Source organism: Microbacterium sufflavum, assembly GCF_023091155.1.
In the GTDB taxonomy this organism is placed as follows: Bacteria; Actinomycetota; Actinomycetes; order Actinomycetales; family Microbacteriaceae; genus Microbacterium; species Microbacterium sufflavum.
In genome coordinates this window covers 1,623,504-1,639,940 of record NZ_JAHWXK010000001.1, presented here as the reverse complement: position 1 = coordinate 1,639,940, position 16,437 = coordinate 1,623,504, and the positions used below count along the sequence as shown (strand labels likewise).

10 protein-coding genes are annotated in these 16,437 nt (G+C 70.6%); 6 read left to right on the top strand and 4 right to left on the bottom strand.

Annotated features, from left to right (window positions below):
- The first annotated feature begins 161 nt into the window (after positions 1-161).
- The 3 genes from KZC56_RS07960 (at position 162) to KZC56_RS07950 (ending at position 3,915) form a co-directional block, all read left to right on the top strand.
- Entirely contained in the window at positions 162-1,289 is a 1,128-nt protein-coding gene (locus KZC56_RS07960; RefSeq protein WP_205814420.1) for a Gfo/Idh/MocA family protein, read from the top strand.
- A complete protein-coding gene (locus KZC56_RS07955) occupies positions 1,286-2,182 on the top strand; it encodes a hypothetical protein (protein ID WP_206251847.1) in 897 nt (298 codons plus the stop codon). Before KZC56_RS07960 ends, KZC56_RS07955 begins: the two co-directional genes overlap by 4 nt.
- A 119-nt stretch (positions 2,183-2,301) precedes the next feature.
- Positions 2,302-3,915 carry a glycoside hydrolase family 16 protein gene (locus KZC56_RS07950; protein WP_136037109.1) on the top strand — a complete coding sequence of 538 codons (1,614 nt, stop codon included), beginning with the start codon at positions 2,302-2,304 and terminating at the stop codon, positions 3,913-3,915.
- A gap of 65 nt (positions 3,916-3,980) precedes the next feature.
- On the opposite strand, the gene KZC56_RS07945 is transcribed toward KZC56_RS07950, so the two are convergent.
- The 3 genes from KZC56_RS07945 to KZC56_RS07935 all read right to left on the bottom strand — a co-directional run bounded on the left by KZC56_RS07945 (position 3,981) and on the right by KZC56_RS07935 (position 7,563).
- Complete coding sequence (locus KZC56_RS07945) at positions 3,981-4,907, bottom strand: YveK family protein (RefSeq protein ID WP_136044637.1); 927 nt, start codon at positions 4,905-4,907, stop codon at positions 3,981-3,983.
- 99 nt (positions 4,908-5,006) lie between these two features.
- Positions 5,007-6,335 carry a phenylacetate--CoA ligase family protein gene (locus tag KZC56_RS07940; protein ID WP_168443160.1) on the bottom strand — a complete coding sequence of 443 codons (1,329 nt, stop codon included), beginning with the start codon at positions 6,333-6,335 and terminating at the stop codon, positions 5,007-5,009.
- A 55-nt stretch (positions 6,336-6,390) separates the two neighbouring features.
- Positions 6,391-7,563, bottom strand: a complete 1,173-nt coding sequence (locus KZC56_RS07935; protein ID WP_136037106.1) for a glycosyltransferase — start codon at positions 7,561-7,563, stop codon at positions 6,391-6,393.
- A 167-nt stretch (positions 7,564-7,730) separates the two neighbouring features.
- Between KZC56_RS07935 and KZC56_RS07930 the strand changes: the two genes are divergently transcribed.
- The 3 genes from KZC56_RS07930 to KZC56_RS07920 all read left to right on the top strand — a co-directional run bounded on the left by KZC56_RS07930 (position 7,731) and on the right by KZC56_RS07920 (position 15,948).
- Positions 7,731-8,186 carry an FAD synthase family protein gene (locus KZC56_RS07930; protein ID WP_136029343.1) on the top strand — a complete coding sequence of 152 codons (456 nt, stop codon included), beginning with the start codon at positions 7,731-7,733 and terminating at the stop codon, positions 8,184-8,186.
- A 237-nt stretch (positions 8,187-8,423) separates the two neighbouring features.
- A complete protein-coding gene (locus KZC56_RS07925) occupies positions 8,424-12,041 on the top strand; it encodes a fibrinogen-like YCDxxxxGGGW domain-containing protein (RefSeq protein WP_136037105.1) in 3,618 nt (1,205 codons plus the stop codon).
- 40 nt (positions 12,042-12,081) lie between these two features.
- Complete coding sequence (locus KZC56_RS07920; protein WP_247638305.1) at positions 12,082-15,948, top strand: fibrinogen-like YCDxxxxGGGW domain-containing protein; 3,867 nt, start codon at positions 12,082-12,084, stop codon at positions 15,946-15,948.
- 56 nt (positions 15,949-16,004) lie between these two features.
- Here KZC56_RS07920 and KZC56_RS07915 read toward each other — a convergent pair whose 3' ends face one another.
- Positions 16,005-16,397 (bottom strand): SIP domain-containing protein, encoded by a 393-nt coding sequence (locus KZC56_RS07915; RefSeq protein WP_136029336.1) that lies wholly within the window; start codon positions 16,395-16,397, stop codon positions 16,005-16,007.
- Between the last annotated feature and the right edge of the window lie 40 nt (positions 16,398-16,437).

Below are 16,437 nucleotides of genomic sequence, written 5' to 3'. Positions count from 1 at the left end.
GCCGTCGGCGTGCGTCGGAATCCCCTGAGATGCACCGGGCCCCATCCCGGCGCGAAGTTCGCACTGCCATCAGCGCGGACTTCGGGTTAGTATAGCGGCTGGCGTCTCTACGGGGAGAGGCGCTTCTGAAGGGGAAACCAACTGGGGAAGGGGATTTCGTCGTGCCAGAAAACACTGACACACGACGTGTTCGGGTCGGAGTCGTCGGCGTGGGGAAGATGGGGCTCTCCCATCTGTCCATCGTCCGGGCTCTGCACAACGTGGAGCTGGTGGGCGTCGTCGACGCCACGGACTACCTGCTCGACGTGCTGAACAAGTACACGGGGGCGCCGACGTACTCGACGCTCGACAAGATGCTCGACGACGCGGCACCGGAGGCGGTGATCATCGCCACGCCGAACGCCTCGCACGCTGCACTCGTCCGCAGCGCGCTCGAGCGCGGTGTGCACGTCTTCTGCGAGAAGCCGCTCACGCTGAGCGCGGCCGAATCGCTCGAGCTCGCCGCGCTGGCCGCCGAGCGGGGGCTCATCGCACAGGTGGGCTTCCACAACCGCTTCATCGCGACGTTCCAGGAGGTCAAGCGCCTGCTCGACGCCGGAGCGCTCGGTCGTGTGACGCACGTCCTGGCCGAGGCCTACGGGCCCGTCGTGCTCAAGCCGAAGGGCTCGACCTGGCGCACCAAGCGGTCGACGGGAGGCGGATGCGTCTACGACTACGCGGCACACCCGCTCAACCTCGTCAACTGGTACCTGGGCACGCCGGAGCGCGTCCGCGGATCGGTGCTGAACAGCATCTTCTCCGCCGACATCGACGACGAGGTCTACTCCACGCTCGACTACCCCGACGGCCTGAGCGTTCAGCTCTCGGTCAACTGGTCCGACGAGTCCTTCCGGAAGATGTCGACCTCGGTCACGATCTCCGGCTCGCAGGGCCGCATCATCGCCGACCGCCAGGAGTTGCGCGTCTACCTCCGCGAGGGGGCGACGATCCCGGCGGGCTATCGTGCGGGGTGGAACATCTCCTACACGACCGACCTCACCGAGCAGGTCGCCTTCTACCTCCGGGGCGAGGAGTACAGCGCGCAGCTGGCATCGTTCGTCGACGCCATCGCGGCGGGCGAGACGGAGGCGCGGGAGAACGGCTTCGCCGGAGCGGCCGAGACGGACCGCGTCATCGAGTGGATCCTGCAGGATTCCGCTGCCGCTGCGGAGTCCGCACCGGCACCTGCCGTGGTCGCCGCGGCACCCGCGGCGAAACGCGGACTGTTCGGACGCGGGAGGAAGGCATGAGCGAGATGACGACGACGACCATGGATCGGCTGCTGCTGGGCGACAACCAGTTCTTCGGCATCAACCACATGTCCGAGGAGAAGGCGCGGGCGCAGGCCATCCGCTTCCAGGACACCCAGGCGATCATCGACGTGGTCGACATCGCCCTCGACAACGGCATCCGCACCCTCATGTGCACCACGCACGAGCGCATCGCCGAGGTCTGCGATCACATGCGCGCGAACCCGCAGCGGTACGCCGACTACCGCTTCTACCCGTGCATGCCCTACGCGCACAAGTACGCCAACGCGGTGACCGACAACGGCATGCTCGGCGCGCTGAAGCAGTTCCTCCCGGAGGAGGGTCTGCTCAACGCGGCGGTGCGCGGCGGCAAGTCGTTCATGAAGAAGGACATCGAGGGCATCATCACGCTGCTCGTCGACGCGGAGATGAAGATGTTCCAGGGCCTCAACACCCCGGTGGTCTTCCTCCAGAACGTCGTGGTCGACCTGATGCTGGGACTCGGCTTCGACGAGGCCTTCGCGATCTTCGATCGTCACGTGCGCGAGCGCTACAACGCGGAGCCCGGCTTCATCACGATGAACCTGCCGATGCTGCTCGACACGCTCGACCGCGTCGGAGTGAAGAACCCGATCGTGTGCGCGAACATCAACGAGATCGGCTTCCGGATGTCCGGCGGCATCGAGGCGTACGAGCAGGCTCTGCGTGAGCGCCCGTTCCGCCCCGTGGCCATGTCGGTGTTCGCGTCCGGGGCCATCCCGCCGCGGCGCGCCCTGGAGTGGATCCACGACCACGCGAACGTCGAGTCGATCGTGTTCGGCGCGTCGTCGCGGTCGTCGATCGAGAGCACCACGGGAATTGTCAGGGAGCTTTGGGGGAGCGACGCCGTATAGTAGGCGGACAACACCCGTCCACAGGATGCATCGAGGGGGAATGCTCGGCCCGCATCCGCAACCCGGACGGTGCTGTGCGAGCGACCGGTTTGCACAGCACCGTTTCGCTCCCCCTCGAGATGAAACTGAAGACACACACCCGAACCCCCATCCATCGCATCCTCTTCGCCTTCGTCGCCGCGCTCGCGGTCGTCGGGGCATCCGTCGTCGCCAGCGGGCCCGCCGTGGCCGCTGACACCACGATCACCTCGGTGATCCCCCGCGGCTCCGCGGGGTGGTCCTACTACCGGGCCGCGACACCTCCGCCTGCCGGGTGGCAGACGGCCGCCAACACCTGGAAGACGGGCACGGCACCGCTCGGTGCCGGCACCGGTGTCGGCACCATCGGCACGCTCATCCCCCGCACGTCGGGTCAGCAGCCGATCGCCACGTACGCCACCAAGACCTTCACGCTCACTTCCGATATGCCGGAATGGGCGTGGGTGAACACGTGGGCCGACGACGGCATCGTCATCTGGATCAACGGCGTCGAGATCGGCCGCAAGAACGCCCCCACCGGGCGCATCACCGACAAGAGCTACGCGACCGCCGCTCCGTCGTCCACCGCCGCCCGCAAGAACCCGGTCTCGTTCTCCATCCCGAGCCGACTGTTCCGCACCGGCACCAACACCATCGCCGTGCAGGTGCTCTCCAACTGGCGAGAGACCCACAACATCAGCTTCGACGCCCACCTCGTGCGCGAGGACAAGCCGGCCGTGACACCGCCGCCGAAGCCCACGCCGACTCCGACGCCGACTCCCACGCCGAAGCCCACGACAACACCGAGCCCGACGCCGAAGCCGACCACCCCGCCGGCGCAGCCGCAGAAGCCGACGACGCCTCCCGCATCGGACGGCAGTGTCCCGGGCTGGGGCGCCCCCACCTGGCGTGACGAGTTCACCTACCGCGACTCCTCCGGCAGCCCCGCGGTCGACCCCGCGAAGTGGAACGTCCGCGGCCAGGACGACCTCGGCCTCCTCTTCGACGCGGCCGTCCCCTCCCGCGACCAGGTGTCGGTGGACGGGAGCGGCGTCCTCCACATCCGCGCCGATTGGCGGACCACCCCCGCGATCCGCCCCTCCACGCAGAGCGGCCCCCGCGAGCTCTGGCACAACACCGGATACCTGGACCAGCGCCGCCTCCAGTCGGATGACGTCAGCATGAGCCAGCAGTACGGTCGGTGGGAGATCCGCGCCAAGACGCCGAGCGGCCCGAACACGTTCGGTTCGCTGGCCGCCTTCTGGCTGCGCAACAACCAGTCCGGAGAGATCGACATCATGGAGGCGTGGGGCTACGACGACGCCGCGGTCCGCGACCAGCGGATCGACACCGCCACGACGACGGTCCACACGCACACCTCGACGCCCTCGGCCAACCAGCGCTACATCTGGCATCACGCCGACTACGGCGCCGCGACACCGGTGTGGAAGGACTTCCACACGTACGCGTTCGAGTTCACGCCGACGTACGCGGCCGTGATCGTCGACGGGAAGCAGCTGCTGCGCGCGACCCCCGCGACCCACCCGAACCTGTGGAACCCGAACTACTTCGGCTCACCGCTGCACATGCGGTTGAACCTCCACGTGGGTCCGTCGACGACCTACTGGGGCCTCCCCAACCCGGCCGACAAGGCGGCGACCCAGAACCTCGACTTCCAGGTCGACTACGTGCGGGTCTGGAGCTACGCCGGCTGACGGGACAAGCGAAGAGGGCACCGGGTCGTCATGACCCGGTGCCCTCTTCGTCTTCTGGTGGCGTTTCAGCGCCGCGAGGTCGTGTGCCCGCGTTTCGGAGCTCCGATCGGACGCGAGACCGGCAGCCCCGCGTCTTCCGGCTCCAGCAGCCGGTCGTCCTCATCGAGGGCGACGTCGTCGTGCTCCGGCACCTCTTCGGTGTCGTCGGCATCGTCGGCGTCGACCTCGTCAGCGACACTGCGCTTGTAGCTGGCGCCCGGTCCGTTGCGCACGCGCGACACGATGAGCGCAGCGATGGCGCCGACGAGGATGCCGAGGAAGAGACCCGCGGCGATGAAGACCAGCACCGAGGGCCGGTTCGACTTCTGCGGCGGATCGGCCGGCGTCACGAGCGTGCCCGAGTAGAACGGCGTCGCGGTGATCCGCGCCTGCTGGTCGAGCAGACCCTGCAGCTGGAGCTGCGTGGCAGCCCGCTCGCTGCTGTCGATGGGCTGCGAGTCGACGACGGCCTGCAGCTGCGCGATGGAGTCCCCCAACTCCGCCGTGGTCTGCTCGACGACGGCACGCGCGTTGTCGGTGCGCTGAGCACCGTACGCCTCAGCGAGCGCGTTCGCCCGGTCGGCCGCCTCCTGCGGCGTGTTCGCGGTCACCTGGAAGCTCAGCACCTGCGAGTTCCGCGGCACGTCGATCACGGTGTTGTTGCGCAGCGCCTCGATCGACGTGTCGTCGAGGTCTTCCACGGCGCGCTTGAGCACGGCCGTCGAGGTCGCCACGACCTTCTCGGTCTCCATGTTCACCGTGTTGAAGCTCGATCCGGTCGAGAGCACGCTGATCGGCTCGACCGTGTGCTGCGCTTCCGCCGTGTACTTCTGCGGATAGATCAGGAAGATCCCGAAACCGACCAACGCGAACGCGACGATCGTCCCCACCAGGACCATCCACGACTGCATGACCCCTCGATAGAGGTCTTCCAATGTCCAGTGTGTTGCCACTTGTGCACTCCCCCAATGCGGCGCCCGACACGTCGTCGGGCGCAGAACGGCGTAAGTCTAGTACTCGGTCCTGTTCAGGAGCCGTGAGCGTTACGCGCCTCAGGGGGCGTCGGGAGCGTGCGAGATCACGAGCCGAGCCTTGCCGCCCTGGCTCTCGATGCTCTCGACCTCCATCGCCGACACCGCGACGGCGTCATCATCGAGCAGCGTGCGCAGGGCACGCACCGCTGTCGCGGCGGCATCGCGCGCCCCTCCCGGCGTCGTCGGGACGTAGCGGATCGTGACCGCGTAGTCCGCCGCCTGCACGACCTGCATCTGCCGGATGGCTCCGGGGTCGCCGAGGAACAGCCCGCTCAGGCCTCCCGTGATGCGGCGCCCCGACGGGGTTCGCACCACATCGGCCAGTCGTCCCTGCACGGGGGCGATCCGGGGGAAGACCCGCCCGCACGCGCACGCGCCGTCGAGTCGCCGTGATCGGTCCCCCATCTCGTACCGCACGAGCGGGAACACCTCGTTGCTGAAGTCCGTGACGACGACCGAGCCCTCGGTCCCCGCATCCACCGCACGCCCCGCGTCGTCGACGATCTCCACCAGGCGCTGATCGCCCGCGACGTGGAGTCCCTCGTGCTGCTCGCACTCGGCCGCGATCCAGGGGATCTCCGCCGAGCGGTAGGTGTCGAACACGGGAGCACGGAACACCGACTCGAGCAGGGCGCGCTGCCCCGGCTGCAGCATCGCCGCCGTGACGGAGACGGCCGACGTGGGCAGCGTGCGCCCCGTCCGCGCCAGGTGCGTCGCGACGGCCGTCGCGCCCTCGACATAGGCGACGAGCAGCCGCGGACGCACCCGCTGCCAGTCGCGGACGAACGTCTCGATCGCGTCGTCCGTGATCGCCCGCGCATCGAGGTGCAGGTGGCGACTCGGCCACCACTGCGCGGCGTACACCAGCGCCTCCCTGCCCTGCCGGAGGCGTCGATAGATGAAGGCCATGTCGTCCGCGGGATGCACGCCCCACCAGCGGTAGATCCGCCACCACATCGCCGCGGTCGGGGCGGCCTGGTCGTTGCGCACCCGCAACGGCGACCCGGTGCTGCCACCCGTCTGCGACACCAGCGCGCGCGAGGAGGGCACCGTCGTGGAGAGCACGGCATCCCCCGCATCGCGCAGCGCGGCCTTGGTCACCACCGGCAGCGCGGAGAAGTTGCCCGCTTCCGCGACGTCCTCCCGACCGAACCCCGCCCCCGCGTACAGCTCGCGATAGAACGGCGACGAGTCGAACGCGTGCAGCGCGATGCGGGTCGCCGCGCCCCGCGACAGCTCCTCGAAGGCCGCGCCCCCCAGACGTTCATTGCGGACCATCACCTCGAAGGCGCGTCGGTCGTTCCGCATCAGCAGACGCGTCTTGGCGTCGAAGATCGCTCTTTTCACCACTCCCCCAGCAGCCCGGCCCCCTGCCGGTCAGGTCCATGGTAGAGCGCCGGCCTCAGAGCTCGCCCGGTTTCATCACCTCGACGTCGATCGCGCGGATCACGCGCTGCGCCGCGGTGTCGGTCTCGGGCTCCGCGCTCTCGCCACGACGGCGACGCTGCGGCGCGTACACGACGAGCGAATGGAAGAGGAAGCGCGCGAAGAACGCCACGATCAGCGACAGGGCCGTGGCCAGCACGCTGGAGATGTGCCAGGTCTCGACCATGAGCGCCATGACGGGGATGCGCAGCGCCGCCTCGACGTTGTTGAACGCGAAGGAGCTCGCGAAGCGGATGCCGAGCGCTCGGGCGTCCGTGCGCATGTCGGCGAACACGAAGCGCTCCTGCAAGAGGAAGTTGCCGATGATGGTGACCTCGGCGCCGATGATCGCCGCCCAGACGTACGGCACGCCCGCGGCCGTCAGCGCCCACATGATGCCGAGGTTCGCCACGGCCCCGATGACGCCGATCAGCGCGAAGAGCGACATCTTCCCGAAGCGCAGCCGAGCGAGATGGGCGATGAACGTGGCGCCCTGGCGGATACTCGCCTTCGACGTCCCGTGCCGCCGCTCGGCGAACTCCATCGGCACTTCGGCGATGCGCAGGTCGTTGCGCGCCAGGATCTCCAGCAGGATCTTGAACCCCTGCGGCTTCAAGCCGTCGAGGTCGAGGCGCGACCGGTCCACGAGGAAGAAGCCCGTCATGGGGTCGGTGCTGCGGGCCAGCCGGATGGGGAACATGGCCCTGGTCAGCCACGTGGCCGCGCGGGACACCCCGAAGCGCAGCGCCGTGCCGAGGCCGCTGGTGTCGCCGCCGCCGATGTAGCGCGATGCCGCGACCACGTCCGCCCCGCCCTCGGCGTGCCGGTCGAGGAGCGCGGGCAGCAGCTCGGGCGGGTGCTGGAGGTCGCCATCCATCACGATGCAGAGGTCAGCGGCTGCGGCGTGCAACCCGAGCACGACGGCACCGCCGAGCCCGCCGGTGTTCTCGGCGCGATGGATCACCCGCACCGGGAGCGGCGCGTCGACGGCCACGCGTTCGACCTCTGCGACGGTGTCGTCCGAGCTGTCGTCCACGAACAGGATCTCCGCCTGCCGCCCGGCAAGCGCCGCCGCCGTGCGCGCCACGAGCTCGGCGACGTTGTCGCGCTCGTTGAACGTCGGCACGATGACCGTGACGGCTGGCCCCACTCGAGTCCCCTTCGCTCGGCAGGCACCGCGCCTGCGCGCTCCATCGTTTCACGCCGACCTATGGGCGGGGAAACCCGCGTCTGATAGACTCTGGCAGCGCGGCTGTGGGAGTCGCATTAAGTGGGTGGGGATCCGCTTAACTGGGGATTTAGTGATCTGGGGAGATCATGGGGACGCGTATCGGCTATGCCGTCGGAGCATTCGACCTTTTCCATGTGGGGCATCTGAATCTGCTCCGGCATGCCAAGCAGCACTGCGACATCCTGATCGCGGGCGTCGTGAGCGACGAGATGCTGCGGCAGGTCAAGGGCATCGAGCCGGTCATCCCGACCGCCGAGCGCGCAGAGATCGTCAAGCACATCTCGTTCGTGGACGACGTCTACATCGAGACCACGCCCTCGAAGATGGACTCCTGGAGAGACGTGCAGTTCACGCACTTCTTCAAGGGCGACGACTGGCGAGGCACCGACAAGGGCCTGCGCCTCGAGCGCGAGTTCGCCGAGGTCGGCGTCGAGGTCGTCTACTTCCCGTACACCGCGCACACGTCGAGCTCCGCGCTCCGTCGTGCGCTCGACGCCATCACCGCCAACGCGGCCGGCGCCGCTACGGCGTCCACGCGCTGACGCGACGCGACCCTTCGGGGGCGGACACCGGCGTCCGCCCCCGAAGCGCGCCACTCGTGCCATGAACCGAGGAGTGCGCAGGACTCCGAGCGTGCCGGCGGCATGCTCGGACGCAGCGACCTAGGCGCCGTCCGACCCGGGACCCCCACCGGGAGCGACGCCGAGCCCGCGCTCCGCCGCGGATCACTCCGGAAGGACACGATGCGAACCGACGCGATTCGGTGGGGGAACAGATCTGTGCGCACGCTGGTGGCGCTGGCCGCCGCGGCCACGCTGGTCGGCTCTCTGCTCGCACCCCTGTCGGCGCCCTCCGCGCGCGCCGCCGGGACCGGGAGCGCAGCTCCCGACGGACGCACCGCCGAGACCGCCGCCGCATCGTGCTGGGAGATCAAGCAGAACGACCCCGATTCGGACGACGGCGTCTACTGGCTGGTCACGCCGACGCTCGTCGCTCCGCAGCAGTTCTACTGCGCTCAGGAGGAGTACGGCGGCGGATGGGTGATGATCGGGCGTGGCCGCGAGGGGTGGAGCGAGGACTACGCCGGGCAGGGCGCACCGACGCAGCTCGCCGAGACGCCGGACGGCCCCGGCGCCTTCACCCCGATCCAGCTTCCGGCGAAGACCGTGGACGGCCTCCTCGACGGGGGCCGGGTCGACAAGCTCGCAGACGGCGTGCGGGTGCACCGCGCCTCCTCGATCGACGGGACCTACGGTCAGGAGGTGCGCTTCCGCATCCAGCAGCGCGACCGCTGGACCTGGGCGCTGGGCGGCGCCAACCCCGTGCGCGACTGGGTGTTCGACGGCACGAGCGGCACCGGTGGGAGCACCCGGACCTTCGGGGAGGGTGACGGGTGGCATGTCTCGTCGTTCGTCCGCCGCTCGACGCACAAGAAGAAGGCGGGGTGGGCGTACGGCCGCACGGTGACCGGAACCGGCGACAGCTCGTCGTACCTGTGGGCTCCGGCGGGCGAGGGCTACGCGATCCCGTTCGCGCAGGTCTTCGTCCGCCCGAAGCTCCGGCTGTCCGATCTCTCGTTCCCGACGGCACCCGTCACCGGCACGCCCGCCGCAGCCGTGCGCGCCCTCCCCCGCAGCACCGCGATGAAGACGCAGTGGGGTGTGGCCCAGTCGGCGGAGGACGAGGACCGGAGTGCCGCCGTGCGCGCCTTCGGGCAGGCGGGCGCGAGCGTGTTCGTCGGCGGCGACTTCCGGTACGTGCAGCGCACCGAGTCGGGGATCGGTCGTGCGGAGCAGCCGTACCTCGCGGCCTTCGATGTGACGACGGGCGAATGGCTCCCGCGATTCCGACCGGACCTGGACGGCGAGGTGACCGCCATGACCACCCTGCCCGACGGTCGCCTGGCGATCGGCGGCCGGTTCACGACCGTCGACGGCGCGCCGCAACCGGGGCTCGCCCTGCTCGACCCGAGCACCGGCCGCCTGGCCGGCCCCCAGGTGACGGTGGAGCAGCGCGAGACCGCGCGCACACCGGCGGTGCTCGGCCTCGACGTGCACGGCGACGAGCTCTACCTCGCAGGGTCGTTCACCCACCTGTCCGCCGCGGACGCCGACGCCGCGACGCCCGCGCACAACGGCGGACGGATCGACCTCGCCACCGGCCTCCCCGACCCGGAGTGGAACCCCGATCTGAACGGCACCGCGCTGGCGGTCGACGCGTCCGACCTCGGCGACCGCGCGTACGTCGCCGGGTACTTCACGGCGACGCGCACCACCCCGACCCGGAGCGCGGCTGCACTGACGACCGCGCCGGGTGCCGCTCCGGTGTCTCCCCTATGGGCACCGGCGTTCAGCGCGACCGGAGTCCCTGCACGCGCCGTGGTGGAGACGGGCGGGCGCGTCTACCTCGGCTCCACGCGCCGCTCGATCGCCGCATACGACCACGCCACCTTTCGCGTGCTCACCGGGTCGACGGCCTCGGGCGGCTCCGACATCCGGAGCATCCTCGCCGCCGGAACGGTGGTGATCGGCGGCTGCGCGTGCGGGCGCTACACCTACCAGTACCAGGGTGAGACGCTGAAGCGGAAGACACGCAAGATGCGGGCGAGGGCGCTCCAGGTCGATCGCCTCGACGGCCTGGGCGCCTGGGATGGGGCCACCGGCGTCTTCCTCCCCGACTGGGCGCCGCGGCTCGGCTTCGCGGGTCACCTCGGCGTGCAGCGCAGCTTCGTCGACAGCGCGGGAGCGCTGTGGGTCGGCGGTGACCTCGACCGCTCGGTCCGCGCCGGCGGATCGACGCAGTGGTCGGGTGGCTTCGCCCGGTTCGCCCCGGGGGACAGCACGCCGCCCACCACACCGGGGCCGATCACCTCCACCCCGGTCGCGGGCGGCGAGCAGGCCGTGCTCACCTGGGGCGCGTCGACCGACACCACGGACGTCGTCTACGAGGTGCTGCGCGGGGACCGTGTGGTCGCCACCACCACGGCATCGACCTACACCGTGCCGATCACCGCCGACCCCACCGCGTACCAGGTCAGAGCGCGTGACACCGCGGGCAACCGATCGGCGGGCACCGCGGCCTTCGTCGTGCAGCCCCCCTCCCCGGCCGACCTCACGTTCATCGGCGACCGCGACACCTGGGCGTGGCGCTCCTCGGCGACCGCCCCTCCCTCCGACTGGACGACGCCGGGCTTCGACGACTCCTCCTGGCACACCGGGTCCGGACTGTTCGGCGCCGGGGTGCGGGGTGCAGCCACCACGCTCAGCCGTGGGGGCGGGCGACCGCTGAGCGCGCAGTTCCGCAAGTCGTTCGAGGTGCAGAACGCTGCCACCGTCACGAACGCACGCGTCTCCGTGATCGCCGACGACGGCGCCGTGCTCACACTCAACGGCACCGAACTCGGACGCATCCGCATGCCGGACGGACAGGTCACCGCGGACACACTCGCGACGCAGGCCGTCTCACCGCCCGAGGCGGCCGGGGGAAGGGTCGTGATCCCGATCCCCGCGGACGCCCTGAGCGAGGGCACGAACGTGCTCGCCGTCTCGGTGCACACCGCCGACCGTGCACGGCCCGCCCTCGGATTCGACCTGGCCCTCATCGGCGAGCGCGCTGCCCCACCGCAGCCCGTCACCGGCCTGTCCGCGACGAGCACCGCCGACACGATCGCCCTCACGTGGCGCGCCCCGGCCGGGGGCACGGCCCCGGCGTCGTACGTCATCCGCCGTGACGGGAAGCAGGTGGGCATCGTCGCCGCGCCGACCGTCGCGTTCTCCGACGGAGACCTCGCCGCCTCGGCGGGACACCGCTACACCGTGGTCGCTGTCGCGGCCGACGGACAGGCCTCGACCGCGGCGACCCTTCAGGCCAGCACCACGGCGGACGCGCCCATCGCGATCGCGAACGGTTCCGCGTGGTCATGGCGGTACACGAACGCCGCCCTCCCCGCCGGATGGAACACGCTCGGCTTCGACGCCTCCGGCTGGGCGACGGGCGCGGCGCTGCTCGGCCGGGGTGCGCGCGTCGCGACCGACATCGATCCCGGCCATCAGTCGCCCTCGCCGATCAGCGCCCAGTTCCGCCACGAGTTCACCGTCACCCACCCCGCCACCGTGCGAGACGGCACGGTCACGGTGATCGCCGACGACGGCGTGGTCGTGTATCTCAACGGCGTCGAGCTCGGCCGGGCGCGCATGCCGGGCGGCGCGATCGGCCAGAACACGTTCGCCTCGGCGTCGGCGGCTGCTCGGGGCGCCTCGGCACGCCGCGTCTCGTTCGTCGTTCCCGCCCGCCTGCTGGTGAAGGGCACGAACGTGCTCGCCGCCTCGGTGCACGCGAACTACCGCACCACGCCGGATCTGAGCTTCGACCTCGCCATGACCATGGCTCGCGGCTGACCTCACGCCGCACCCCGCCCCCCATCAGGAAGGAACAACAATGACCAGAAGCACGCAGAGGGGCTCCGCCCGCGCGGGCGCCCTCGTGGGGATCGCGACGGTCGCGGTCCTGGCGGGCTCGCTCCTGGCGCCACTCGGCGCCTCAGCGACCGAGAACGCGCTCGACGCGAACGCGCCCGTCGAGAACGCGGCGACCGAGAACGCGCCGACCGAGAACGCTCCGGTGGCGGGCGCCAGCGCACCGGACGGGCTCACCCCGGAGACCGCGGCCGCCTCCTGCTGGGAGATCAAGCAGAACAACCCCGGGTCGGCGGACGGGGTGTACTGGTTGGTCACGCCCACGCTCGTGGACCCGCAGCAGTTCTACTGCGACCAGACCACCCTCGGCGGAGGCTGGGTCATGATCGGCCGCGGACGCGAGGGGTGGAAGGAGAACTACAACGGCGTGGGAACGCCCGAGCAGATCACCACGACACCCTCGGGGACGGCCGCTTTCGCGCCGGCACAGCTGCCGGCCAAGACCGTCGACGGGCTCCTCGACGGCGCCCGTCCCGACCAGCTCCCTCCGGACAGCATCCGCGTGCACCGCGCATCGGCCGTCGACGGCAGCCGGTGGCAGGAGGTTCGCTTCAGCCTCGCGCGCCGCGACCGCTGGAACTGGACCATGGCCGGCGGCAACCCGATCAAGGACTGGATCATCGGCGGCTTCACCGGCACCGGCGGCTGGACGGGTGCCGTCGGCTGGGGCGGCCCCTCACAGTCGGGCTTCGGGCACGACACGGGATGGAACGGCTCCTACTTCGCCCAGCGGCAGTCGCACCGGTACCTGATGGGCTGGTCGTACGGCGCCGAGATCACCGGGCAGGACACCCCGACGTCGTACCTGTGGGCCCCGGCGGGCGCCGGCTTCGCGATCCCCTTCGCGCAGATGTTCGTACGGCCGCAGCTGAAGCTCGCCGATCTCGACTTCGGTACCGTGCCCGCCACGGGCACGGCCGCCTCGACGCTGCGTTCGATCCCCGACAGCAACGCCCAGCGCACCGTGTGGGGTGTCTCCGGCCTCGCCAACGGCAAGGACGGGGAGCTCAACGTCGAAGTCGCGGAGTTCGGCCAGGTCGGGAACACCGTGTTCGCCGGAGGGAACTTCCGGTATGTGCAGCAGTCACGAGACGGCGCCGGACGGGTCGAGCAGCCGTACCTCGCGGGCTTCGACGTGAACAGCGGACAGTGGGTGTCGACGTTCCGGCCGCAGCTCAACGGACAGGTCAAGGCGATCGCCGCACTGCCGGACGGACGCGTGGCCATCGGCGGCCAGTTCACCCAGGTCGACGGCACCCCTCAGGTCGGCCTCGCGTTCCTCGACCCGGCGACCGGCCGGCTCTCCGGGCCGCAGGTGGCCGTGCAGAGCCGCGCCGTCGGTGCCGTGCCCTCGGTACACGACCTGGACGTGAAGAACGGCTACCTCTACGTCGCCGGAGCCATGACGCATCTCACGGCCGTGGGCTCGGGAAAGAGCGCGAGCGCCTGGAACGGTGGTCGCATCCTCCTGTCCACCAGCACCCCGGACACGAACTGGAACGCGAACCTGAACGGCACGGCCATCGCGGTAGACGCCTCGGATCGCGGTGACCGGACGTACTTCTCCGGCTACTTCACGCGGAAGCAGACGACGTCGACGCCGAGCGCCGTCGCGCTGCAGACCGTGGCCGGCGCTCCGCTGGTGTCGCCGCTGTGGGTGCCGACGTTCAGCGAGGCGACCATCGACGCGAACGGCAACTATCAGGGCTACATCTGGCAGAACGGGGTGACCGAGGTCGGCGACCGCGTGTATCTCGGCGGCTCGCAGCACTCGCTGTTCTCCTACGACCGCTCCACTTTCCGGCTGGTCGGCGGCTCGATCGCGCACGAGGGCGGCGACATGCAGACCGTCGACGACAACGGGTCGGTGGTCATCGCGGGCTGCCACTGCGGCGACGAGGTCTACCAGGACAAGTACCTCAAGCGGGAGATCACGGAACCCTGGACAGAGGTCGACAAGATCAACCTCGCCGGAGCCTGGGACGCGGCGACCGGACACTACATCCCCGACTGGTCCCCCGTGGTCCGTTCGCGTGCGGGGCAGGGCGTGTGGGGCTCGTTCTTCGACAGCACCGGAACGCTGTGGGTCGGCGGCGACCTGACCGACTCGATGCGGGCGGGTGGCGTGAACCAGTGGTCGGGCGGCTTCATCCGCTTCGCCCCCCGCGACAGCACCGCGCCGACGACACCCGGTCCGATCTCCGCGACGCCCACGGCGAGCGGGGATCAGCAGGTGCTCACGTGGGGCGGCTCCACGGACGCCGGTGGCGGGCTCGTGTACGAGGTGCTGCGCGGCAACCGCGTCGTGGCGACCACCACGGCCGCGACCTATACGGCACCCGTCACCGCCGAGCCGACGAACTGGTTCGTGCGGGCGCGCGACGCGGTGGGCAACCGGTCGGCCAGCACGGCCGCGTTCACGGTCGAACCCGCTCCGGCGTCGGCGCTGACCCTGATCGGCAACGGCGACACGTGGTCGTGGCGGTCATCCACGGACCCGCTCCCGTCGACCTGGTCGGAGGCCGACTTCGACGACGCGGACTGGACGGTCGGCCGGGCACTGTTCGGCCGCGGCATCAGCGGCGCCACCACCGACCTCGATCCGTCCGACGCCGCGACGAAGCCGGTGAGCGCGCAGTTCCGGAAGAGCTTCGCGGTGCAGGACGCCGCCTCGGTGGTCGACGGCACCGTCTCGGTCATCGCGAACGACGGCGTGATCCTCTACCTGAACGGGAAGGAGCTGGGGCGCGTGCGGATGCCGGACGGCACCCCGACGCAGAACACGACGGCGACCGCGGTGGTCTCGCAGAAGACCGCGTCGGGAGCGAGGTCCGTGTTCTCGGTACCGGCGGGCGCCCTCGTCGACGGCACCAACGTGCTCGCGGCATCGGTCCACGCCAACTACCGGGCGACACCGGACCTCGGCTTCGACCTCGCCTTCACGGCACGGCGCTCCACCGCGCCGGGCCCCGTGACCGACCTCACGGCCACCGCCACCGCGGATTCGGCGACACTGTCGTGGACGGCGCCGGCGAGCGCGAACACGGCCGCGTCGTATGTGATCACGCGGGCTGGGAACCAGGTCGGAACCGTCGCCGCGCCGGAGACGGCGTTCACGGAGACGGACCTCGCGGCCTCGACGGCGTACGAGTACGGTGTGACGGCGGTCGGCGCGGACGGCGAAGCCTCACCGGTCACCGCCGTCACCGCCACGACGACCGCGACGGCCCCCGACCCTGTTCCGGATCCCGACGCGGGCGGCGACCAGAAGGCCGATCCCGATCAGGACGCCGCTCCCGACGCCGATCCGGCGGCCGACGCGGTGACCGTCGCCGAGGGCTCCACCTGGTCGTGGCGCTCCTCGACCGAGGCGCTCCCGGCCGACTGGAACGCCGTCGGGTTCGACGACTCGGACTGGAGCACGGGTGAGGCGCTGTTCGCCCGGGGCGTGACCTCCGCGACCACCGACCTCGGCGCGGGCGGTGACACCGCACCGCTGAGCGCCCAGTTCCGGCACACCTTCACCGTGGACGACCCGGCGGCGGTGCACGACGGTTCGGTCACGGTGGTCGCGGACGACGGGGTCGTGCTCTACCTGAACGGGGTCGAGCTCGGGCGGAGCAATCTTCCCGACGGCGCGATCACCGCGGAGACGTACGCCACGGCGGCGCCCCGGGCGACGACCGCGGCGGCCCACCGCGTCACCTTCACCGTTCCGGCGAAGCTCCTCGCGAAGGGAGAGAACGTGCTCGCGGCATCGGTGCACGCCAACTTCCATCTCTCCCCGGACCTGAGCTTCGATCTCGGGCTGACCATGCCGCGCGGCTGAGGTCACGACCAGAGGGCGTCCTTCCCGATCCGATCGGGGAGGGCGCCCTCGTCTGCTCAGTTCGCGACGCCGAGCAGGCTGCGTGCCATCCGGGCCACGTGCGGCGGGGTGTGCGGACCGAGCCAGACCGTCCAGTGCTCGGGCGGCTCCGTGCAGGTCCACTCGACGCACCACGCATGCACGGCACTCGCCAGCCGCTCGCCGCGCGCATGAGCCCTGATCCCCTCGTCGCGGACGAGCCAGCGCACGGAGACACCGGCGGGGGCATCGATGTGCCGGCGCGGAAGATGAGCGGCGGCCTCCAGCAGGATGACGCCCTGCGCGTCCCCCGGCAGCCGCGCCGCGATCCCGGCGATGACGCCCGCGTCCGCCGCATCGCCGGCCACGAGCACCACCCCCACGAGGTCGTCCCAGTCGGGGTCGTCCCGGTGCTCGCACGCGCTGCTCATGAGACCACCATAGGTAAGGATACCCTTACCTATCAAGACC